Source organism: Ruegeria sp. AE3, assembly GCF_056542225.1.
The window spans coordinates 404,578-425,845 of record NZ_JBQFZL010000001.1; the positions used below are offsets into that span (position 1 = coordinate 404,578).

Genomic DNA, 21,268 nt, shown 5'->3' on the forward strand with positions numbered 1-21,268 from the left:
CGGCAGTTGCAAAGGGTCACGCAAAAGCGAAGACGAACCCAAATTGCGCGCCCCAGTAGAGCGGCCAGATCAGATAGGGAGTCAGCTTGTGGGCGGGATGGTTCGCAGGCAGCAGGAACTTTTCCGTTGCAAGGATCAGGTCGGACGCGATGAAGGCGATTGCAGCCGGAAACGCCCATCGCAGGGCACCTGTCTGGGGCAGCGCCAGCACGGTGATCCCCATGCCAAGGATGATCGGTATATAGGCCAGAACAGGGCCTTTCAGATCTCCGGCCCGAGAGGCAAGCAAGGTGGCCATGACAATGCCCAGAATGATCAGAGACCACACGATCGCGGGGGCGTCCCAGATCAGGCTGGCGGAACTTGCGGGATGCGAAAGAAACAAGGCGATATAGGCCAGATGCCCGGCGGCAAAAGCGGCAATACCAGCCATGAACGTGGCATCCGTTTCACGCGACAACAGCGCGTCCCCGGTCGCGCACAGTGCAAGCGCAACGGCCAGCATCCATGGGCCGCCCTGCAGAACCGCAATGACTGCCAACACGGCGACCGAGGTGGTTTTCAGCACAGTGCGCAAGGAACTGGCTGGTCGGACCGTCAGGGGCAGGTATCCCAATGCGCAGCCAAGGGCGATCCAGAAGAGAAGGGTTGTCATGTCACCTCACCGCGGTTTTCGAATACCATCATCCCGAGTGGGGCAAATAATCAAGCGCTTACGTGGAGTTAAGCGTGTTTCGCCAACCCTCGGCCAAAGGGTGAATGGCGTCTCCGGATCGCATCTGACACAATGGGCGTATGTTCCGAGCGCTGATGATTCTCGCCTGTTTTGCCGCACCGCCCGCTGTGGCCCAGACCCCTTTGTCCGGCCCCGAATTCGACACCTATACGCGGGGCAAGACCCTGTTTTACGGGTTCGAAGGGCAGGTCTACGGGGTCGAACGCTATTTGCCCAACCGCCGCGTGATCTGGTCTTTTCTGGATGGCGATTGCAAGGAAGGTGTCTGGTATCAGCAGGAAGAGCAGATTTGTTTCATCTACGAAGACCGGTTTGATCCCCAATGCTGGGTCTTTACGCGATCCGGCGGTGGCCTCGTCGCGCAGTTTGAAGGCGACCCGCAGGCGACCGAGCTGTACGAGGCGGAAGATATCGGTGAAGAAATGGTGTGTTATGGCCCCGACGTCGGTGTCTGACTAGGTCACCCGAAGCTCATCATAGCTGAGCATGACATGCTCCTGATATGCAGGTCTTTCTGTCAGCTTTTCGTAATAGCGCCGCAGGTTGGGCAGGACCCTGCGGGATATGGCGATGTCGTAATAGCGATAGAGGATATGTCCCAGCTGAATATCGGCCAGCGTCAGATCGGACCCGCACAGGTAGGTGTTTTCTGATAACCGGGTATCGGCAAGTGCCAGTTTGCTTTCCAGTGCGGCAACGGCCTGTTTAATCGCGTGTTGGTCCTGCTGCGCCGGAGCAGTTCGCACAACCTGCCAGAACACGGGTACCGTGAAATCCATCGCAATGTTGATCTTGGCCCATTCCGCCCATTTGTCGACTTCGGCCCGTTGGACCGGGTCGCGCGGCCAGAACGCATTCCCGCCATAGGCATTCGCCAGGTAGCGCAGGATTGCGCCGGTCTCCCACAGCGGTGGGTGATTACCATCCTGGAGTACTGGGATGGTGCCGTTCGGGTTCAGCTTGCGAAAGGCATCGGTGTCCAGCCCACCGAACCTGTGCCCTGCATCGTGGCGATGAAAGCGCAGCCCTAGCTCTCCGACGCACCACATCAGGGCCTGAACATTCGATGACGTTTTGCGGCCCCAGATTGTCAGCATGGCTTAGAACAACGATCCCTGATCTGGTGCATCCGGTTTGGTTTTCCGGTTGGGCTGCTTTGCGGCTGTCCCGGCGCCAAGAATGCCATCGGCGAATTCGATGTCCAGCGCCGTATGTTTCGCGGCCTCGGCTTTGGTCGTGATGACATTCCCATCTGCGCGGACCACAGCATATCCGCGTTCCAGCGTGGCCTTGTAGCTGAGCGTTTCGCGCAGGCGGTCGGTGGCCTCAAGCTGATGTTTCAGACGATCCAGCCGCGTGGTCTGCGCCGCGTTCAGCCGGTCACCAAGCCGGGCAAGGTTTTGCGCGTGCTGGCCGATCTCGCGTTGAATCGGTCGCAGGGACAGGCGCGAAGACAGGTTGCGCAGTGATTCCTGACGGGCCGAAACCAGACCGCGCAGAGTTGACGGGCGCAGATGCGCAGACAGTTCCACCACTTGCAGGCGACGGTTTTGCACTCCTCGCGTCAAAGCTGGGGTCAGGCGATCTGCAATCAAATCAAGGCGTTGTCTGGGGGAGTTCAACAGACTGTCAGGGCGCGGCAGGGCGCGGGACAAATCGCGCAGCCTTTGCGAACGGCGCTGCACCGCGTCCGTTGCCGCGCGCGACAGACGTGCGCCTTGCTCTCCGGTCCAGGCGAGCAGTTCGATGCGGACCGGCACGGCCAGCTCTGCCGCAGCTGTGGGTGTAGGCGCGCGGCGGTCCGAGACGAAATCAATCAGGGTCGTGTCGGTTTCATGCCCGACGGCCGAAATTAGCGGTATTTCCGATGCGGCGGCGGCGCGCGCGACACTTTCTTCGTTGAAGCCCCAAAGATCTTCGATCGACCCACCGCCACGGGCCACGATGATCAGGTCAGGACGGGGCAGTGCGCCACCGGGTGTAAACTGGTTGAACCCTTCGATGGCGCGGGAAACCTCGGGGGCGCAGTTTGCGCCCTGCACGGCTACGGGCCAGATCAGCACCTTGCGCGGGAACCTGTCCCGAAGCCGGTGCAGAATGTCACGGATCACCGCGCCCGAAGGCGATGTCACGACGCCGATGATCTGCGGCAGATACGGCAGGGGCTTCTTACGCTCGGGCGCAAACAGACCTTCGGCCTCAAGCTGTTTCTTGCGCTTTTCCAGCAAGGCCATAAGCGCGCCCTGACCGGCAACGGCAACTTCATCGACATTCAGGTTGTATTTGGATTGCGCGCCAAAAGCGGTCAGGCGACCGGTGACGACAACCTCCAGCCCTTCCTCTGGCACGACCGAGAGGCTGGAAACCTGACCTTTCCATGTTGTGCAGGCCAAAACGTTCCGGTCGTCCTTGATGTCGTAGTACAGGTGCCCGGATCGGGCCTTGAACACGCGGCCAACTTCGCCGCGCACGCGGATTCGCCCGAACGCGCCTTCCAGCGTGCGTTTTACCTCGCCCGATACCTCGGAAACCGTGTATTCAGGGGTGTTTTGGCCCGGAATCGGGTCATCAAGCAGGTCGGACATTTCAGCGCCTTGTTTCAAATGCTCACCCAGCTTAGAACGCCGCGCAGGCGAGGCCAAGCAGATCGGAGACGACCCCATGAACATCCTTATTCTCGGCAGCGGCGGGCGCGAACACAGTCTGGCCTGGGCGGTGATGCAAAACCCCAAATGCGACCGTCTGATCGTGGCGCCGGGCAATGCCGGGATCGCTCAGATCGCGGATTGTGCCGCTCTGGATATCGAAAACGGCGGGGCCGTCGTCAGCTTTGCCGAGGAAAACGCGATTGATTTCGTGATTGTCGGCCCCGAGGCCCCCTTGGCAGCAGGAGTGGCGGATCGCCTGCGCGAAGCCGGGGTGCTGGTTTTCGGACCGTCTGCCGAAGCGGCCCGGCTGGAAGCCTCGAAAAGCTTTACCAAGGAAATCTGCGACGCGGCACATGCCCCCACCGCCGCTTATGCGCGGTTCACCGCGCCCGAACCCGCCAAGGCTTATATCCGCGAACAGGGCGCGCCCATCGTGGTCAAGGCCGATGGTCTGGCCGCCGGCAAGGGCGTGATCGTGGCCATGGACGAAGACACGGCGCTTGACGCCATTGACGACATGTTCGGAGGTGCCTTTGGTGGCGCGGGGGCCGAGGTCGTGATCGAAGAGTTTATGGACGGCGAAGAAGCGTCTTTGTTTGTTCTGTGCGATGGCCAAGACATCCTGTCCATCGGCACGGCACAAGACCACAAGCGGGTGGGCGAAGGGGATACCGGCCTGAACACCGGGGGGATGGGTGCCTATTCTCCGGCGCCGGTTCTGAGTGCGGAAGTTGAAGCGCGCGCGATGGAAGAAATCGTGCGCCCCACCATTGCCGAAATGAAGCGCCGGGGCACACCGTTTCAGGGAATTCTCTATGCGGGGCTGATGATCAAGGACGGCCAGCCGCGCCTTGTGGAATACAACGTCCGTTTTGGGGACCCGGAATGTCAGGTCCTGATGATGCGTCTGGGCGCGCAGGCGATGGACCTGTTGCATGCCACCGCCGAAGGGCGGCTGGGCGAGATGCGGGTCAACTGGGCTGATGATCACGCGATGACGGTCGTGATGGCGGCCAAAGGTTATCCGGGAACCTACGAGAAGGGCACGGTCATCAAAGGATTGGACGGCATGCCCGAGGACAGCAGCAATATGGTGTTTCATGCCGGCACTAGCGAGGCTGCGGGGCAGGTGCAGGCTGTCGGCGGGCGCGTTCTGAACGTGACCGCGCGCGGAAAAACGCTGCAAGAGGCGCGCGACCGGGCGTATCAGATGGTTGATGCCGTGGATTGGCCCGAAGGGTTCTATCGTAGCGATATCGGCTGGCGCGCTTTGGAGGGATGATCGGGCATGGGGCTTTGCCCCCTCGGCCTTGCGGCCTCCCGACGCTGCGCGCGTTCGCGGTCGAAATCGTCCACTGGACGATTTCCTTTCAACCGCTCACCCCCAGGATACTTTTGGCCAGATGAAGAAGCGGATCAGCACTTCAGGGCTGATGTGAGACTGTCGCGGTGTTTGAGCGGGCCCAGGTCCGTCAGATGCCAGCCATCCTGATAGGAAACACGGATGATCTGCGACCAGTCGGCGCTTGCGAGGATCATCTCAGGGGGTTCACCACAGCTCCTCAGGCCGCCGGAAATGAAATCCTCACCGATCTTGTGGTTGGTCAGGCCGGGCAGAGCGGCGATTTCGGTCAGGCCGCCATCTTTGAAGCGCCAGATGCGCAGGGTTTTGGCCAGGTGGGGGCGGTCGATATAGGCGATTTCGATATTGCCGTCACCGTCCAGATCAGCAGCACCGACCGGGGCGAGCCAGCGGAAACGTGCGCCGATATGAGGTGTGGCCGCGATTTTTTCGCCAGCGGCGTTGTAGATCGCAAGCTGAGCGCCTGTTGTGTCCTGCGTTTCAACGACAATTGCTTCAACCGCGCCGTCCCTGTCGATGTCTGCCAGACGCGGCGCGAGGTCTTCGAATACACGGTCCTGTGGCAGGCGAACCGTTACGACTGTGTCATTGACCACAAGTTCCAGCGCGCCGTATTCGATGTTGTCGCCCAAAACACCATGCGCGTATCGCGTGGTTGGTTCCGTGAAGCGAGCGTCGGTGATGGTGTCCGCCGGGACTGCGATTGGCAGCGCGCACCACATGCCAAAAGGGAGCAAAGCGCTGCGCACCCGACATTGCCACAGGCGGGCGGGTTGACGCGGCGCTTTGGACAGCATCAGATCTGCTTTTCGGGCATCTGGACAATCAGACCGTCCAGCGCGTCGGTCACCTTGATCTGGCAGGTCAGGCGCGAGCGGGCCGGGTCGGGCTCATAGGCGAAATCCAGCATATCCTCTTCCATGTCGTCCTTGGCCGGGATCTTCTCGACCCAGTCGGGGTGGACATAGACATGGCAGGTCGAGCAGGCGCAGGCACCGCCGCAATCGGCCTCGATGCCGGGAATATTGTTGTCTCGGGCCCCTTCCATGACAGTCAGTCCGTTGGCGACCTCGACAGTGTGCTCGGTACCGCCATGCTCGACATAGGTGATCTTTGCCATTGCGTGCGTCTTCCTTTTGCGATGTTCGAAACCTTCCTTAGTGAAGGGAGTTAGGTGTTTCCAGCCTCATTTGCGACTCCTTGCGCCGTGTCTGGACTTTCCTGTATTTTGTTCTATTTTTGTTCTTATGTTTACTGCCCCTTTTCACCGCGCGATTTCAAACCGGGACTGGCCGCGACCGCCGTCCTGTCTGCCCTCCGCCCAGCTGGAGGCCCCGCCCGAAGGGGCGCGTGTGGCCGTGGCCGGGCTGGTGATCTTGCGGCAGCGGCCGGGGACAGCCAAAGGCGTGATCTTTCTGACGCTTGAGGATGAGACCGGGATCGTCAACGTGGTGGTCTGGCGCAAAATCTACGAACGCTTCCGCCGTGCGGTGATCTCGGGGCGGTTGCTGAAGGTGACGGGCCGGATGCAGCGGGCGCATTCGGTGACCCATGTGATCGCGGAAGAGATCGAGGATATCTCGGGCATGCTGGACCTGCTGGTGCAGGGGCAGGGTTAGGCCTGCTGTGCGGATCAATCCGACATTGTCCGTCGCAGTGCCGCAAACCCGCGCCTGAAGGGCGGGCGATATGTTTTCTATGCCCCAAATGCGCGATTAAGGCGCTTTTCCGCCACTTGAACGCGGGATGGTCGACTCTTTGGCACCGGGCGAGTAGTGACACGCATCTTTGCGCATCGGCTTGTGTCAAAGCTCGGGCCGGATTGCGCATCACTCAACGTCTTTTCAGAGTCAGTTCGGATGCCCAACGCAACACACCAAGGATCGCTCCAAAATACCGTCTCTCTGGACGAAAGCCGGATTTCCGACCGTCTGGCTGAGCTCTCGGAACTCACGCGTTCAGCGGGATATGTTCATACCGCCCGAATGATCGATGAGGCGTTAAGCGCTTATTCCTTTGAACGCAGGCAGGTTGAGACTGCAAAAAGGCTTCGGTCGGAGTTGCAGCAACTCAAGCGGATGGAGGCGTCGCGCTCGGCGGCGAAAGCGGATCGAAAGCCGCATTTGGTCCCGAGCTTTCGGTCCCGGCGGTCGGCAAAACCCGATGGGATGCTTTTCGAAAGGGCAGAGCGTTCTGACGGCGCAGCCCAGAAAGCCGGAGCGCGCAAAGGGCAGGCCGCATTTGTCCTGACGACCCGGATGCGTGTTGACGGGCGGAACGTTGCAAGGCTGCGCAATGGGCACTGGACAGGCATATCCATGTCTTTCCCCGCGGAACCTGAATTCCAGTTTCGCTGACAGGTCGCCCCGCGCCAAGGATTCGCTGCCGGGGGTGCTGGTCGTGTTGGTGCGGGGCGGAGTAACCTGGTACGGGGACAAAGCGGGCCATAACTGCACCGCTGTAAAGGTCCGCTTCATTAGACAGCTAGGCTATCCGAGTGAACGCTTATCGAGCCAGAAGCACACCAAGATAGACAACGTAAGCGAGCACAAAGAGCCCGCCCTCGCGCCGACTGATTGACCAGCCGCTTCGGGCAAACCCGATAAGGACAAGCGTTGAGGCACACAGAACCCAGATATCGAGACGAATAATCTCGCCAGGAATGACCATAGGTTGCACCAGAACAGTTACGCCAAGGATACCCAAGATGTTGAAGATGTTACTGCCCAAGACGTTCCCGAGTGCGACATCTCCCTCACCTTTCCGAACTGCGATGATTGAAGTGACGAGTTCCGGCATTGAGGTTCCGATTGCAACAATTGTCAGCCCAATTACCGTCTCCGAAAGCCCCGCTGTCTCAGCGAGAGACACGGCACCTGTCACCAAGAGCTTTGCCCCAAATATCGTGATTGCCAGCCCTGCAACGGTGATTAGTAACGACACGGCAAGTGATGTTTCTGGGCCGATCACGGCTTCTGCTTCGTTCTCGTAGACAGCTGCGGCTGGCGTGCCTTCGGACCTATACTCAGACCACAGTGTGAAGCCCAGATAGGCCGCCAAGGTGACGACAAGCCCTGCGCCGATCAGCCGGCTGATTTCGCCGTATAGAACTACGCTTAAACAAAGGAGAGTTACTATCACGACCGCCGTGCCGTCCCGGCGGAATGCTCTCGGGTTCACGGCGATAGGCGCGATGAGTGCTGCGATGCCGAGTATTAGAAGAATGTTCCCAATGTTGCTGCCGACAACATTCCCAATTGAAATGCCTGAAGAACCGGAAAGCGCGGCTTGCAAGCTTGTAACCAGTTCCGGTGTTGACGTTCCGAAGCCAACCAGTGTCAGTCCAATGACCATCGGTGAAATACCGAACGACTTGGCAGCAGAAACCGATCCGCGCACCACCAATTCGCCACCGACCACTAAGCCAACAAGGCCAAAAACGACAAATAATGCCGCGTACATCTTGAGTGGGTCTTTCTGAAGGATTTCCGTCGCTCATGTAATGATTTGCCAAACCTATACAATAGCAAAGGCGGATATTCGCGCATCACGCAGCATACGTAAGATTGACCTCAAAACCGGCCATGGAACAAGCCTACCGCTTGAACAAAACGCTCTGCGCCTGCTTGTCCCGGTGATCCCCTCGCAACTCGGCATAAAGCGCGCGTCCGGCCTGAACAGCTGGGCGGGCGCTGACGGTCTCCAGCCAGCGGGCAAAGTGCGGCTTGTCCTCCAGCACCTGCTGCTGACCTTCCCACAGGCTGGCCCAGCCCCAGATCGACATGTCGGCGATGGAATAGAAATCGCCCGCGACATACTCGTTTTCGGCCAGCCGCCGGTCCAGTACGCCGTAAAGGCGCGCGACCTCGGCGCGGTAGCGGTCCTTGGCATAGGGCAGGTCCTGTGGCGGGTCCAGTTGCGGGGCGTAGTTCAGGAAGTGATGCGCCTGACCCGCCATCGGGCCAACGCCTCCCATCTGCCACATCAGCCATTCCTCGACCGCGATCCGGTCGCGCTCGGTCCTGCCATAGAACCGCCCGGTCTTGCGGGCCAGATACATCAGGATCGCGCCGCTTTCGAAAACCGAAATAGGTGCGCCGTCCGGCCCGTCGGGATCGACGATGGCGGGCATCCGGTTGTTGGGCGCGATCTTCAGGAAACCGGGGTCGAACTGGTCACCCTTGCCGATATTGATCAGATGGGTGGTGTAGGGCAGCTCCATCTCTTCCAAGGCGATGGAAACTTTCCAGCCATTCGGTGTCGGCCAGAAATACAGATCAATCGGGTCAGCCATGTGTTCTCCTGATGTTGACGGGGATCATGCGGGTTTCTGCCGGTTCGGCAAGTACCGCTTACGAAAGCGTGACCGAACCGCAGGCCGGGCTTGACCGAGAACCGCCCGAGGCGTATTGCGATCCTGAAGCTACGTGGCGATTTGTTACCGGATTGCGGGCCACGCTAAACAACACCGCTAAAAGGTCAGGATGAAAGACCCCTTTCGCTTGGCCGCGTCTGGGGTTTTTTGTTTGCCTCCACCCGAGGCTGAAAGGATTGAGATGAGCGAGAACTGGAACAAACGCACCCAAGCCGTCCATGGCGGCATCCGTCGCAGCCAGTATAACGAGGTGAGCGAGGCGATTTTTCTGACGCAGGGTTTCGTCTACGAAAACGCTGAACAGGCCGAGGCCCGGTTTCTGGAATGTGGCCCGGACGAGTTCATCTATGCCCGTTACGGCAACCCGACCGTGTCCATGTTCGAGCAGCGCATCGCGGCGCTGGAAGGCGGCGAAGATGCGTTTGCGACGGCCTCGGGTATGGCCGCCGTCAACGGCGCGCTGACCTCGATGCTGAAGGCCGGGGACCATGTCGTTTCGGCCAAGGCGCTGTTCGGCTCGTGCCTCTATATCCTTGAAAACATCCTGAGCCGCTATGGCGTGGACGTGACCTTTGTTGACGGCACCGATCTGGAACAGTGGAAGGCTGCGATCCGCCCGGACACCAAGGCCGTTTTCTTTGAATCCATGTCGAACCCCACGCTTGAGGTGATCGATATCGCCGCCGTGGCCGATCTGGCCCATGCGGTCGGAGCCGTTGTCGTGGTGGACAACGTGTTCTCGACCCCGGTGTTCTCGCGCGCGATCCAGCAGGGTGCGGATGTGGTCGTCTATTCAGCGACCAAGCATATCGATGGGCAGGGCCGTGCGCTGGGCGGTGTGATCATCGGAACCAAGGACTTCATCCGAGGAACAGTTGAACCCTATCTTAAGCATACCGGCGGCGCGCTGAGCCCGTTCAATGCGTGGATCATGCTCAAGGGTCTTGAGACGATGGCGCTGCGGGTCAATGCTCAAGCCGAAAGCGCGCAAAAGATTGCCGAGGCGCTGGAAGGGCACCCGGCGCTGGAACGTACACTTTACCCCGGTCTGAAAACCCATGCCCAGAACGCGCTGGTTCAGACCCAGTTGGGCGGCAAGGGCGGAACCGTGCTGTCGCTGGACATTAAGGGCGGCAAGGATGCGGCGTTTGCCTTCCTGAACGCAATGACCATTCCTGTGATTTCGAACAATCTGGGCGATGCCAAATCCATCGCGACGCACCCGGCGACAACAACGCACCAGCGTCTTAGTGACGTGCAGAAGGATCAGCTGGGCATTACACCGGGTCTGATCCGCTTTTCCGTCGGGCTTGAGGATGCCGGTGACTTGCTGGCCGACCTTCAGCAAGCGTTGGAAGCCTCGCAGAAATAAACCAAAGCCCCCCGCGCGCCCATTTCGTGCGTGGGGGCTGGCTGCGTGCCTATGCGGCCACTCTGTTTCGGGCGGCAGCTAGGCGCACCGCCCGCTGTTCCCGCCTTCAAAAGGCGCTAACTGTTGCGAGATGACGGTTTTGCGCCGGATTTTTCAATCCGGGCTGCTATTGCCGACGTATCGGGTTAGACTGGTAATAGACCATCAGTCATATATAGTCCGACGACCAACCAAGGAACTGCCGCTGATGAACGTTCACCCGCGCGACATTGATGAAAAACCGGATCGGGACAAGGCTGCCGAGGCTTTGAACGTTTTGCGGCAATGGGCAAAGTCCGCCTCGGAAGCCGATATAAACCAGCTTGACCCGGCTGTGGCCCGGCTGCTGCCCGGTCTGGCGGCGGGCAACTATCCGCCCTTTTCGCGCGCTTACCCCGATGACTTTACCGTCGATGCAGCGTACCGCGCTTCCTTGCCGGATTTGCAGAACGGCCCGTCCAGCCTGATCCGTGGGGCCAAACAGCAGATTCAACATGTGGGTATTTCGAACTTCCGCCTGCCGATCCGGTTCCACCGGAAAGAGGGTGAAGACCTGACGCTGGAAACCTCGATCACCGGCACGGTCAGCCTCGAGGCCGAGAAAAAGGGCATCAATATGTCCCGGATCATGCGGTCTTTCTATAAACATGCGGAACGGACGTTCAGCTTTGAGGTCATGGAATCCGCTCTGGATGATTACATGTCCGATCTGGACAGTTTCGACGCCCGTATCCAGATGCGCTTTTCTTACCCGGATAGGATCAAAAGCCTGCGCTCGGGCCTTGAAGGGTACCAGTATTACGATATAGCGCTGGAACTGGTCGAACAGAACGGTGTGCGTTTAAAGATCATGCACCTTGACTATGTCTATTCCTCGACCTGCCCATGTTCTTTGGAACTCAGCGAACATGCCCGGTCGATGCGCGGTCAGCTGGCGACGCCGCATTCGCAACGCTCCGTCGCACGGATCTCGGTTGTCGTGGATTGCGATGCGGATTGCCTGTGGTTTGAAGACCTGATTGCGCTGTGCCGCCGTGCGGTTCCGACGGAAACTCAGGTCATGGTGAAACGCGAAGATGAACAGGCATTTGCCGAGCTGAACGCAGCCAATCCGATCTTTGTCGAAGATGCCGCGCGCCTGTTCTGCGCCGAGCTTCTGGCAGATCATCACGTTGGCGATTTTCGCGTTGTCGCAAGCCATCAAGAGAGCCTGCACAGCCATGACGCCGTGTCGATTCTGACCGAAGGCCCAACCTTCACCGCGTCCAGCCTGGACCCGAAACTGTTTACGACCCTGTTTCACGTTGGCTGAACGTCTCGGGTAAGTGGCTAGAATTTAATCAGAGATTTATCTGATCGGCGCTCATTCGCCGCAGTGCAGCAAAAATGCTGCAATTGCGTGAAGACTTCCTGTATCCTGACGGGGAATGCAGCTTCGGCACACCGGCGCGCTCAATGGTGTGTCACCCGAAAGGAAGCCGAGACGTGAGACGCCTTGGACTGCAAGACCCCAACCTCCGCCCGGACCCCCCGAGCGGGCAGGGCGCTTTACCCTCACTCTTCGGGCTGCATCGTTTTCAGAGGAGATCTATGGAATGAATCCGATTACCCAACCGCTAGAGCTTCAGGCCGCAGCTATACGCATGGCTGGCTATGCGATCGTCAACCAGATCAAGATCGCACAGATCATGACCCGTTCGGCACTTGAACTGCCGATGGTGCCGGCCCACGCCCTGCACCTGGCAGCATCAGCACCGGTTCCTGTGGTGGAAACACCGGCGGAAAAACCGGTGGCCAAACCCAAACCCGCCGCGACCCGTGCGAAACGCGTACCGGTGAAATCGTCAACGCCCAAGAAAAAGCTGGCCCGCAAACCTGCACCGTCCAAGCCGGCGGCCACACCGGTTGAGTTCTCAGCCAGTCCGCGGCCCACGGCAGCACCCCCGGCGGCAGCCAAACCGACACCAGCGGTTAGGGATGAAATAGCAGTAAAACCTGTTGAATCTACGGTGACACCTGCGACCGCAACCGTGTCGCCCGTAACGCCCAAGCCCGCCCCTGCAAAACCGGCGCCTGTTCAGGCAACGCAGGTTAAGCCGACACCGGCCGATCCTGCCCCGGCTGAGGTGCAGGCGAAATCTGCCCCGGCAACAGAGCCGCGCAAACCGCAGGCGCGAAAAACTCGTGCCCCGTCCAAACCACCCGTGATGCCCGGAGCAGATGCCAAAAACTGACGGGTAAACCGGGATCATCTGCTTGACACGGTCGGGTTGGCACGCCAACCCTGCGCGTCATGATGGATCTTCGCCCGGTCGGATATGTGATTGGCTTGCTGGTCGCCATTCTTGGGGCAACCATGCTGCTGCCTATGCTCGCGGACCTGATCGAGGGGCGCGGGGAATGGCACGTGTTTCTGGAAAGCGCGATTATCACGACGCTGACCGGGTCCGTTCTGGCGATGAGCTGCTCGAACGGTGTGGACGAAGGGCTGACCATCCGCCAGACCTTCCTGTTGACAACCGGTGTTTGGGCGGCGCTGCCCCTGTTTGGCGCAATTCCGTTTCTGTTCGGTGAAACCGAGCTGCGCTTTGTCGATGCGTATTTCGAGGCGATGTCCGGCCTGACAACAACAGGTTCAACGGTGATTTCCGGGTTGGACACCCTGCCGCAAGGGCTTTTGCTGTGGCGCGGTATCCTGCAATGGCTGGGGGGCATCGGGATCATCGTTGTCGCCATGGTGTTCCTGCCCGAGCTGCGCGTTGGCGGCATGCAAATCTTCCGCTCGGAAGGTTTTGAAACAATGGGAAAAATCCTGCCCCGCGCGCAAGAAATCGCGGGTCAGATTTCGCTCATCTATGTTTTCCTGACACTTGTCTGCGCGCTGGTTTACGCCGGTCTGGGAATGAACTTTTTCGACGCCCTGGTACATGCGTTGACAACGCTTTCGACCGGCGGGTTCTCGAATTATGACGCCTCGTTCGGAACCTTCTCGGGGCCCGCCGAATATGCGGCGTCGGTCTTCATGATTTTGGCGGCGCTTCCTTTTGTGCGCTACGTCCAGCTGGCAAACGGCCATACAGCGTCCTTGTGGAAAGACAGTCAAGTTCGCGTGTTTCTGGCGACCATTCTGGTTCTGGTCATCATCATGTCGATTTTCCTGACATCGGTCTTTCCGCATCACTGGGAACAGGCGTTTCGGGAATCTTTGTTCAACATCACCTCGATCATCTCGGGGACCGGCTATGCCAGTGTCGATTACATGGGCTGGGGCAGCTTTCCGATCATGATGTTCTTCCTGATCGGCCTGATTGGCGGCTGCGCGGGATCGACGGCATGTTCGATCAAGATATTCCGCTATCAGCTGCTGTTTGCCTCGATCAAAAGTCAGATCAAACGGATCAGGTCTCCGCATGGCGTGTTCGTGCCGCTCTATGATGGGCGGCCTGTGGGGCAGGGTATTCTGACCTCGGTGATGAGCTTCTTCATGTTCTTTGTCCTGTCGATGGGCGTTCTGTCCTGGGCGCTGGCGCTGACCGGTCTGGACTTTATCACAGCCGTTTCCGGGGCAGCGACCGCGCTGGCCAATGTCGGTCCCGGTCTGGGCGATCAGATCGGACCAGCGGGCAATTTCGCAAATCTCAACGACACGGCTAAATGGTTGCTGACAATCGGGATGCTGGTCGGGCGGCTCGAGCTGTTGGCCGTTTACGCGATCTTCACTGTTCAATTCTGGAGAGGCTGATGAAAAGACCCCTTGGCGCGCAGATTTCGCATATGCTCAAGGATCGTGGCGTGGACGTGATTTTCGGTATACCCGGCGTTCACAATCAGGAAATGTATCGCGGCATCGAAGAGGCTGGCATCCAACATGTTCTGGCCCGTCACGAACAGGGGGCGGGGTTTATGGCCGATGGGTATGCCCGCGCAACCGGCAAGCCGGGGGTTGCCTATGTGATCACCGGGCCCGGCCTGTGCAACATCATGACGCCGATCGGGCAGGCCTACAGCGACTCGGTGCCGATGCTGGTGGTGTCGTCCTGCCTTGATGAAACACAGGCCCTGCGCGGCCAGTTGCACCAGATGAAGGACCAGCGCCTTGCGGCCGGAACTGTTGCCGACTGGTCGGCACAGGCCAACACGGCCGAGGCCGCCTATGCGCTGGTCGAACGCGCCTTTGAAGAATTCGAGCTGTCGCGCCCGCGCCCCAAGCACATTCAGGTGCCAATCGCGCAGTTGCAGGCCGAGGCCGACCCGGCACCTTTCCCCAACCAGCCCGCGTTGCGCACCAAGGCGTTGCCGCCTGACGTATCGCCGGTTGTCTCGATGCTGAACCTTGCGCGCAGGCCGCTGTTCATTCTTGGGGGCGGTTGCAAGTCCAACGACTGGCGGCAGATTCTGACACAGCTTGGGGCTGCATGCTTTACTACATACGCAGGGCGCGGGCTGCCGGGCGCAAACTATCCGCTGGATTTCGGCGCGTCGCTGCCGCGCCCCGGCAGCGCCGAGGTTATCGCCTCGGCGGATCTGGTCATCGCGGTCGGCGCCGAATTGGGCGAGGTCGATCTGTGGCGCAGCGACCTTGGGCATTCGTCAACGCTGATCCGCGTTGACCTTGATCCCGAAGTCCTGTCGGACCACCATCGCGCCGCGATCAAACTGCAAACCGACAGCGAAAGCTTTGCCCGCGCCTTGTGGCAGGCGACCGAAAACCTGAAACCGGCAACCGGCTGGTCGCCCGACGAAATATCCGAAACCCGCGCCCGGTGGCGGGCCGAGGTGGATGCCGAACGGCCCGGAATTGCAGCAGTGGCCGATGCGCTGCGCGCCGCGATGCCCGCTGATACCATGATCTATTCCGACATGACCCAATTCGCCTATGTCGCGAAAGAGGTGTGGGACATGGCCTATCCGCATCACTGGCACCATCCGACCGGGTTCGGAACGCTGGGCTATGGTCTACCGGCCGGAATTGGCGGCGCGGTGGCGCGGCGCGGCAAACCAACGGCGGTTATCGCCGGGGATTACGGGTTCCACTATACGATGCAGGAACTGGGTGTTGCGGTCGAACTGGGTTTGTCGCTGCCGATCATCCTGTGGGACAATGGCAAACTGAAAGAAATCGAAGACAGCATGGTCCGCAGCCAGATCGCGCCCAATGCAGTGGTGGCGCATAACCCGGACTTCTGCAAGCTGGCCGAAGCTTTTGGCGCGCGCGCCTCAGCCCCTTCATCTCTGGCTGAGATGCAGAGCGCGGTTCGCGCGGCTTTCGATGCACCTGTCCCGACCTTGATCCACGTGACCCCGGACATTCTGTAACAAATAAAAGCGCCGCAGGTTCATGCGGCGCTTTGATGTTTCAATGTCTGGTTTCAATATCTGCGCGCGTTCAATCCCAGCAATGCACCAGAACCGTCATTCCGGTCGCGCGCCGGTTCAGCTCGTTGGGGGAAATCCGGGTGGTTTCCTCGCTCGACTGACCGGAAACACCGGCTTTCGTCAGGATTTCTGTCAACCGCTCGACCGTTGCCGCAAGGCTGACTGACGCGGGCAGGGTGCGCCCCTCGGACGGTGTGGGCAGCAGCATGCCAACCACGTTGCCGCTGTCGTTGAAGACCGGCCCGCCCGCATCGCCGGGCTGTGCGTTCAGCGCCAGCCGTTTGACACCCGTCTCGCCGTTCAGGCCACGGATATCCGCGATTTGGCCGTAGGTCAGCGTCGGTGCGCCCAAAGCCCCCTGGTAGGAAAAGCCGGATACGGCCACTTCGGACTGGATGCGCGGTTGGGTGGTGCTGAAAGCAGCAACACTCATAGGGGCAAGAGCTTTTGCAGGGCGCAAGACCGAAACACCAAGCTCCGGGTCCGTCAGCGCCAGCTGAACCTCCTGATCCCCTTCCAGAGTGATCCGGGTGCAGCTTTCGGCGGCTTCGGACACCGTCAGAACCGTGCCGTCCGCACCAGCGAAAAAGCCCGACCGCGACAACCGGGGCTTGCGGATCTGAAGACCCGAGACCAGATCGATGCGCTGTTCCGCATCCGCACCGGCGGCGGCATCCAGAACCGCGCCGGTTGTGCTCAGGCTGGTCGCCATCGCAGCCAGAACACGCAGGCGGCGCGCTTCGTCCCCTTCGGGCCAGACGAGTGTAAAGCCCTTGATCTTTCCATCATCCAGCCGCGCCTGCGTGAATGACACGATCCCATTGCCGCGCCCTTCAAGGGTGAACTGGTCGCGGCCCAGCTCGCGCGGGCCATTCAGCGGAACAATCTCAAGCGACTGCATCACCTCGTAAAGGGCGCGCAGCGTGTTCTTGTCACCCTCCTGACTGATCAAAAGGGCCTGGGCGTTCAGGTCCGAGGCGCTTTTGAAATGCACGAACGGTGCCTCATAGCGGTCAAAGCTGACTGTACCCAACGGCATGTCCAGCGCAATTCCGGCCGCGTCATCGGAATACCGGTCCATCCCGGCCGAGATCAGCGGCGCGTTGTATTCATCCATCAGGGCCTTGCGTTGCACCGTGGTCAGAACGCCCGTCGCCTCATACCCGTTGAACCGCTGCCAATCGCCCATCGACCGGCGGGTTCCCTGACCGAAAGCGCCATCGATGGTCGAATTATAGAAACCCGCCGCTTGCAGGGCTGTTTGCAGGTCTTTCCGTTCCTGCGCCGTCAAAAGGCGCTCGGATTGCAACGCCTGTTCGCGGGTTTCATCCGAATCCTGTGCGGTCGTAACCGCCACGGGTTCTTCCGCCTGTGCTGCCGGTTCTGTCAGCACGCTAACAACGTCGCGGTTCACCGCGTTTTCGCCGACCGGCCAGAATTGCTGCCCCAGCGCGCTTGAAAACGCGACAAAGCTGTCACGCGGGATCTGCCCCTCGGCCCGGTATACGCGCAAAACCTGCTCGGCATCGCCGCGCGAATAGGGGCCAATGACTATGGCATACCAGCCGCTGTTCAGCCGAAACCCGTTCACGTCGGGCAAGGTGCTGGCATAGGCTTGCGCCCGGTCCTGCGCTTCGCGCAGCGAGGGCTGCGCCTCGACCTGAACCCAGACGCCGGGATCTTGTTGTGCGGTCGCGGCGCGCAGGCCGACCAGAAGAAACAAAAGAATTGCTGAAAATACGCGTGTCATAGTCTGCCCGTGTTATGCGGTGTTTGTACTGAGGTGCAGAATACGCGATTTCATTTGCCAAATACCATGCTGTGAATGCGGGGAATTTGTGGTGTGGCCGCGCAGATACAGCCACAGCCCAAAGCCCCGTTGACGCCCCTCGACCCCTTGCATAGGAAGGGCCAAACCGACCGGAACCGGGCGCACGGGGCGCCCAGAGGGAATGTCATGACCGAACCGACCAGCGCACCGCGTTCATTTCAGGAAATCATCCTTAGGCTTCAGTCCTACTGGGCCTCGAAAGGCTGCGCGATTCTGCAACCCTATGACATGGAGGTCGGGGCAGGGACGTTCCATCCCGCTACCACTTTGCGGGCGCTGGGGTCCAAGGCATGGGCCGCAGCCTATGTTCAACCGTCGCGCCGTCCCACGGATGGGCGCTATGGCGAAAACCCCAACCGGCTTCAGCATTACTACCAGTATCAGGTGCTGATCAAACCCAGCCCGCCGGATTTGCAGGAGCTGTATCTGGGCAGCCTTCAGGCCATCGGCATCGACATGGACCTGCATGATATCCGCTTTGTCGAAGACGACTGGGAAAGCCCCACGCTGGGCGCTTGGGGGCTTGGCTGGGAAGTCTGGTGTGACGGAATGGAAGTCAGCCAGTTCACCTATTTCCAGCAGGTCGGCGGCCATGACTGCACGCCTGTCTCGGGCGAGCTGACCTATGGGCTCGAGCGTCTGGCGATGTATGTGCTGGGCATCGACCACGTGATGGACATGCCGTTCAACGATCCGCAATCGCCCAGCCCGCTGAAATACGGCGACATCTTCAAACAGACGGAAGAGGAATACGCCCGCTGGAACTTTGACGTGGCCAATACCGAGGTTCTGCTGCGCCATTTCGAAGAGGCCGAGGCTGAATGCGCCACTATCCTGGCGCAGGCACATGACGACCCGAAAACCGGCAAGCGTATTATCATGGCGCATCCGGCCTATGACCAATGCATCAAGGCGTCACACATCTTCAATCTGCTGGATGCACGGGGCGTGATCTCGGTCACCGAACGGCAGGCCTATATCGGGCGCGTGCGGGCGCTGGCCAAGCAATGCGCGGATGCCTTTGTGCAGACCGAGGCCGCCGGGTTCAGCGCCGGATGAGGCGATCAGGCCAGCCCCGGCAACAGGGCTTTCAGGCCGTCCGCGATCATGCTGACGGCGATAGCCGCCAGAATCATCCCCATAAAGCGGCTCATGATCACGCGCGCGGTGTCGGACAGGCGTTGGGCCAGCCAGGCCGCGTTCCAGAACGTGATCAGAAGCAGGCCAACAATGGCAAGGAATACACCAGCATAAACAATGGCTTCTACGGGCTTCTTGATCTGGTGTGCATACAGGATCAGCGTGGTGATCGTGCCGGGGCCGACCAAAACGGGAAAGGCCAGCGGATAAAAGGCGACGGTATCCGGTTCGGGGTAAGCGTCCTTTTCCCCCTTCGTCCCGTGATGAGAGGTGCTTTCGTGTCCGTTCAGCATGTTAAGGCCGATCATCATGACAACCAGACCACCGGCGACGCGCAGATGATTGACACTGATGCCAAAAAGGCCAAGCGCCTGACTACCGACCAAGGCAAAGGCGCCGCCAAGGATCAGGCAGTAAACCGCTGTTTTGACCGCAATCTTGCGTTGTTCGGCGGCGGACAGGTCCTGAGTGACGCTCAGAAACACCGGCAGGTTGGTGACCGGGTTCATGATCGCAAACAATGCGCCGAAAAATCCGACGGCAAGGGTGGATTCCATCGCGTTGACCTCGTTTCTGCCTGTCCCCGGATGAAACCTGTCCTATTTTACAAGAACTTGAAAGAGGCGGCCTGAAAGATGACGGGAAAACTGCTGACAATTCTTCTGCTGCTGTCGGCCATCGTGGCAGGCGTCGGCATGTATTATCTACAGGTCTACGGCTATTATTATGAGGTCGAACCGCAACCGGGGCAGGACGTTACCCTGATGACGGATGCGGGCGGTGTGCCCGAGCCCATCGCCTATTCCGGGTTTCAGGCAATCGACGCCGACAGCTCGCCGATCCGGTATCGTGCCTGCTTCGAAACCGAATTGTCGCCGGACCAGATGGCTGGATACGTGCCTGTCGAAAACTCCGAACCCCTGACCGCACCGGGATGGTTTGAATGCTACGATGCGGTGTCTTTGGCGGATGCGCTTGAATCAGGGCAGGCGCGGGCGTTCATGGGGGTGAAGAACATCCATTTCGGCGTCGACCGGATTGTGGCGATCACCGCGGATGGTAAGGGCTATGTCTGGCACGCGTTGAACAATTGTGGTGAAAAGGCCTATGACGGTACCGTCGTGGGCGAGGAATGCCCGCCGCGCCCGGAAAACTGAAGGAGCAGATCGTGGGTCATGTCATAGAAATCCCCGATTTCCTGACGGCCACACTGGGGTTTGCGGTCTATCTGATCGGGGCCGAGATCAATGCCCGTGTCGCTACCCTGCGCAACTTCAACATCCCCGAACCCGTGACAGGGGGCCTGCTGGCCTCGCTGGTGGTTCTGATGCTCTATCTGGTATTCGGGATCGAACTGTCCTTTGGCCTGACAGCCCGCGATTTCTTGCTGGTCCTGTTTTTTGCCGGGATCGGCCTGAACGCCCGCCTGTCTGACCTCATTGCGGGTGGTAAGCCGTTAATCTTGCTTTTGATTCTTACTCTGGCGACGATTGTCTTTCAGAATGTGATCGGCGCGGCTGGGGCGGCGATCTTCGGCTATCCCGCACAGGCCGGTGTGTTGTTCGGATCGGCTGCCCTGATCGGTGGGCACGGAACGGCAATTGCATGGGCGCCGGATGTGGCGCAGGCAACGGGCCTTGACGGCGCGACCGAACTGGGTGTGGCAGTCGCCACCCTTGGATTGGTCCTTGCTGCGCTGGTTGGCGGCCCGATTGCGCGCCTGTTGGTCGAACGGCGCGGCCTGACGCCTGACCGCCCTGACGAAGAACCCAGCGTCGGATTGCCGGATGAGCATGACGGGCACACCACAAGCATCGATCATCTGACCGTCATGCGCGTCCTGCTGCACCTGAACCTTGCGATCATCTCGGGGTATGCGCTGAATGAATCAATTGCCGCCGCCGGGCTGAAACTGCCGCTGTTCGTGCCCTGTCTGATCATGGGCATCGTGATCGCCAATCTGCGGGAAGCGCTGTTTCCCGGTGCTCCGAAAGTGTCGCGCACTCCATCGCTGGCGTTGATTTCGGAATTTGCGCTGGGCGCGTTTCTCGCAATGTCGCTGATGAGCCTGCAACTCTGGACCATCGCGCAGCTGGGCATGGCCATTGCCGTGATCATGACAGCGCAGACGGTGTTCGCGGTGCTGTTCGTCCTTTGGGTGCTGTTCCCGGTCATGGGGTCCAACTATCGCGCCGCCGTACTGGCCGCCGGGTTTGGCGGCTTTGCGTTGGGGGCCACACCCACCGCTATCGCAAATATGACAGCCGTGACCAAGCGATATGGCCCATCGCCTATTGCCTTTATCGTGCTGCCCCTTGTATCCGCCTTCTTTGTGGATATCGCCAATGCCATCGTCATTCAGACGATCGTCAATTTCTAAGGACCGAC

The 21,268-nt window shown here is 59.8% G+C and carries 21 protein-coding genes and 1 riboswitch; of the genes, 12 read left to right on the forward strand and 9 right to left on the reverse strand.

All coding sequences use genetic code 11. The features are described 5' to 3' along the window. Nucleotides 1-16: 16 nt before the first annotated feature. A complete protein-coding gene (locus ACR0NZ_RS02030; protein WP_480516598.1) occupies nt 17-655 on the reverse strand; it encodes a lysoplasmalogenase family protein in 639 nt (212 codons plus the stop codon). Nucleotides 656-810: 155 nt separating this feature from the next. Here ACR0NZ_RS02030 and ACR0NZ_RS02035 point away from each other — a divergent pair, with 155 nt between their 5' ends. After that, nucleotides 811-1,191, forward strand: a complete 381-nt coding sequence (locus ACR0NZ_RS02035) for a hypothetical protein (RefSeq protein WP_480516600.1) — start codon at nt 811-813, stop codon at nt 1,189-1,191. Here ACR0NZ_RS02035 and ACR0NZ_RS02040 read toward each other — a convergent pair whose 3' ends face one another. Together ACR0NZ_RS02040 and xseA are read right to left on the reverse strand one after the other, a co-directional pair. Next, on the reverse strand, nt 1,192-1,833 hold the full coding sequence (locus ACR0NZ_RS02040; RefSeq protein WP_480516602.1) for a glutathione S-transferase family protein: 642 nt from the start codon (nt 1,831-1,833) through the stop codon (nt 1,192-1,194). It abuts the gene before it with no gap. A 3-nt stretch (nt 1,834-1,836) separates the two neighbouring features. Further along, complete coding sequence (gene xseA, locus ACR0NZ_RS02045) at nt 1,837-3,321, reverse strand: exodeoxyribonuclease VII large subunit (protein WP_480516604.1); 1,485 nt, start codon at nt 3,319-3,321, stop codon at nt 1,837-1,839. 76 nt (nt 3,322-3,397) lie between these two features. Between xseA and purD the strand changes: the two genes are divergently transcribed. Then, a complete protein-coding gene (purD, locus tag ACR0NZ_RS02050) occupies nt 3,398-4,666 on the forward strand; it encodes a phosphoribosylamine--glycine ligase (protein ID WP_480516606.1) in 1,269 nt (422 codons plus the stop codon). 134 nt (nt 4,667-4,800) lie between these two features. On the opposite strand, the gene ACR0NZ_RS02055 is transcribed toward purD, so the two are convergent. Next, complete coding sequence (locus tag ACR0NZ_RS02055) at nt 4,801-5,544, reverse strand: FG-GAP repeat domain-containing protein (RefSeq protein WP_480516608.1); 744 nt, start codon at nt 5,542-5,544, stop codon at nt 4,801-4,803. Next, nucleotides 5,544-5,867, reverse strand: a complete 324-nt coding sequence (locus ACR0NZ_RS02060; protein WP_209504265.1) for a 2Fe-2S iron-sulfur cluster-binding protein — start codon at nt 5,865-5,867, stop codon at nt 5,544-5,546. Before ACR0NZ_RS02060 ends, ACR0NZ_RS02055 begins: the two co-directional genes overlap by 1 nt. 127 nt (nt 5,868-5,994) lie before the next feature. Between ACR0NZ_RS02060 and ACR0NZ_RS02065 the strand changes: the two genes are divergently transcribed. Together ACR0NZ_RS02065 and ACR0NZ_RS02070 are read left to right on the forward strand one after the other, a co-directional pair. Beyond that, complete coding sequence (locus ACR0NZ_RS02065) at nt 5,995-6,366, forward strand: OB-fold nucleic acid binding domain-containing protein (protein ID WP_480476508.1); 372 nt, start codon at nt 5,995-5,997, stop codon at nt 6,364-6,366. Between the two features lie 240 nt (nt 6,367-6,606). Then, a complete protein-coding gene (locus ACR0NZ_RS02070; protein WP_480516610.1) occupies nt 6,607-7,104 on the forward strand; it encodes a hypothetical protein in 498 nt (165 codons plus the stop codon). Nucleotides 7,105-7,252: 148 nt separating this feature from the next. Here ACR0NZ_RS02070 and ACR0NZ_RS02075 read toward each other — a convergent pair whose 3' ends face one another. Together ACR0NZ_RS02075 and ACR0NZ_RS02080 are read right to left on the reverse strand one after the other, a co-directional pair. Then, on the reverse strand, nt 7,253-8,209 hold the full coding sequence (locus ACR0NZ_RS02075) for a calcium/sodium antiporter (protein WP_480516612.1): 957 nt from the start codon (nt 8,207-8,209) through the stop codon (nt 7,253-7,255). A gap of 133 nt (nt 8,210-8,342) precedes the next feature. After that, the gene (locus tag ACR0NZ_RS02080; protein WP_480516614.1) at nt 8,343-9,041 is read right to left on the reverse strand and encodes a glutathione S-transferase N-terminal domain-containing protein; all 699 of its coding nucleotides are present in this window, start codon (nt 9,039-9,041) and stop codon (nt 8,343-8,345) included. 123 nt (nt 9,042-9,164) lie between these two features. Then, a riboswitch (SAM riboswitch) is annotated at nt 9,165-9,242 on the forward strand. A 61-nt stretch (nt 9,243-9,303) separates the two neighbouring features. On the opposite strand from ACR0NZ_RS02080, the gene metZ reads away from it, so the two are divergent. From metZ to ACR0NZ_RS02105, 5 genes are all read left to right on the forward strand, one after another. Continuing rightward, nucleotides 9,304-10,494, forward strand: coding sequence for an O-succinylhomoserine sulfhydrylase (gene metZ, locus ACR0NZ_RS02085; protein ID WP_480476516.1), 1,191 nt, complete (start codon nt 9,304-9,306; stop codon nt 10,492-10,494). Between the two features lie 247 nt (nt 10,495-10,741). Beyond that, complete coding sequence (folE2, locus tag ACR0NZ_RS02090; protein ID WP_480516616.1) at nt 10,742-11,845, forward strand: GTP cyclohydrolase FolE2; 1,104 nt, start codon at nt 10,742-10,744, stop codon at nt 11,843-11,845. 283 nt (nt 11,846-12,128) lie between these two features. Continuing rightward, nucleotides 12,129-12,767: a hypothetical protein gene (locus ACR0NZ_RS02095; protein ID WP_480516618.1), complete on the forward strand. Its 639-nt coding sequence runs from the start codon at nt 12,129-12,131 to the stop codon at nt 12,765-12,767. A 59-nt stretch (nt 12,768-12,826) separates the two neighbouring features. Beyond that, nucleotides 12,827-14,275 carry a TrkH family potassium uptake protein gene (locus ACR0NZ_RS02100; protein WP_480516620.1) on the forward strand — a complete coding sequence of 483 codons (1,449 nt, stop codon included), beginning with the start codon at nt 12,827-12,829 and terminating at the stop codon, nt 14,273-14,275. Beyond that, complete coding sequence (locus ACR0NZ_RS02105; RefSeq protein ID WP_480516622.1) at nt 14,275-15,849, forward strand: 5-guanidino-2-oxopentanoate decarboxylase; 1,575 nt, start codon at nt 14,275-14,277, stop codon at nt 15,847-15,849. The genes ACR0NZ_RS02100 and ACR0NZ_RS02105 overlap by 1 nt, the downstream gene beginning before the upstream one ends. Before the next feature lie 70 nt (nt 15,850-15,919). Here ACR0NZ_RS02105 and ACR0NZ_RS02110 read toward each other — a convergent pair whose 3' ends face one another. After that, nucleotides 15,920-17,659: a serine protease gene (locus ACR0NZ_RS02110; protein ID WP_480516624.1), complete on the reverse strand. Its 1,740-nt coding sequence runs from the start codon at nt 17,657-17,659 to the stop codon at nt 15,920-15,922. A 207-nt stretch (nt 17,660-17,866) separates the two neighbouring features. Between ACR0NZ_RS02110 and ACR0NZ_RS02115 the strand changes: the two genes are divergently transcribed. Further along, nucleotides 17,867-18,799 (forward strand): glycine--tRNA ligase subunit alpha, encoded by a 933-nt coding sequence (locus ACR0NZ_RS02115; RefSeq protein ID WP_267363360.1) that lies wholly within the window; start codon nt 17,867-17,869, stop codon nt 18,797-18,799. 5 nt (nt 18,800-18,804) lie between these two features. Here the strand turns inward: ACR0NZ_RS02115 and ACR0NZ_RS02120 are convergent, their stop codons facing one another. Beyond that, complete coding sequence (locus ACR0NZ_RS02120) at nt 18,805-19,437, reverse strand: MarC family protein (RefSeq protein ID WP_480476530.1); 633 nt, start codon at nt 19,435-19,437, stop codon at nt 18,805-18,807. Between the two features lie 78 nt (nt 19,438-19,515). On the opposite strand from ACR0NZ_RS02120, the gene ACR0NZ_RS02125 reads away from it, so the two are divergent. Both ACR0NZ_RS02125 and gltS read left to right on the forward strand, forming a co-directional pair. After that, complete coding sequence (locus ACR0NZ_RS02125) at nt 19,516-20,037, forward strand: DUF6446 family protein (RefSeq protein WP_480516626.1); 522 nt, start codon at nt 19,516-19,518, stop codon at nt 20,035-20,037. Then, nucleotides 20,013-21,260, forward strand: a complete 1,248-nt coding sequence (gltS, locus tag ACR0NZ_RS02130; protein WP_480516628.1) for a sodium/glutamate symporter — start codon at nt 20,013-20,015, stop codon at nt 21,258-21,260. Before ACR0NZ_RS02125 ends, gltS begins: the two co-directional genes overlap by 25 nt. Nucleotides 21,261-21,268: the final 8 nt, after the last annotated feature.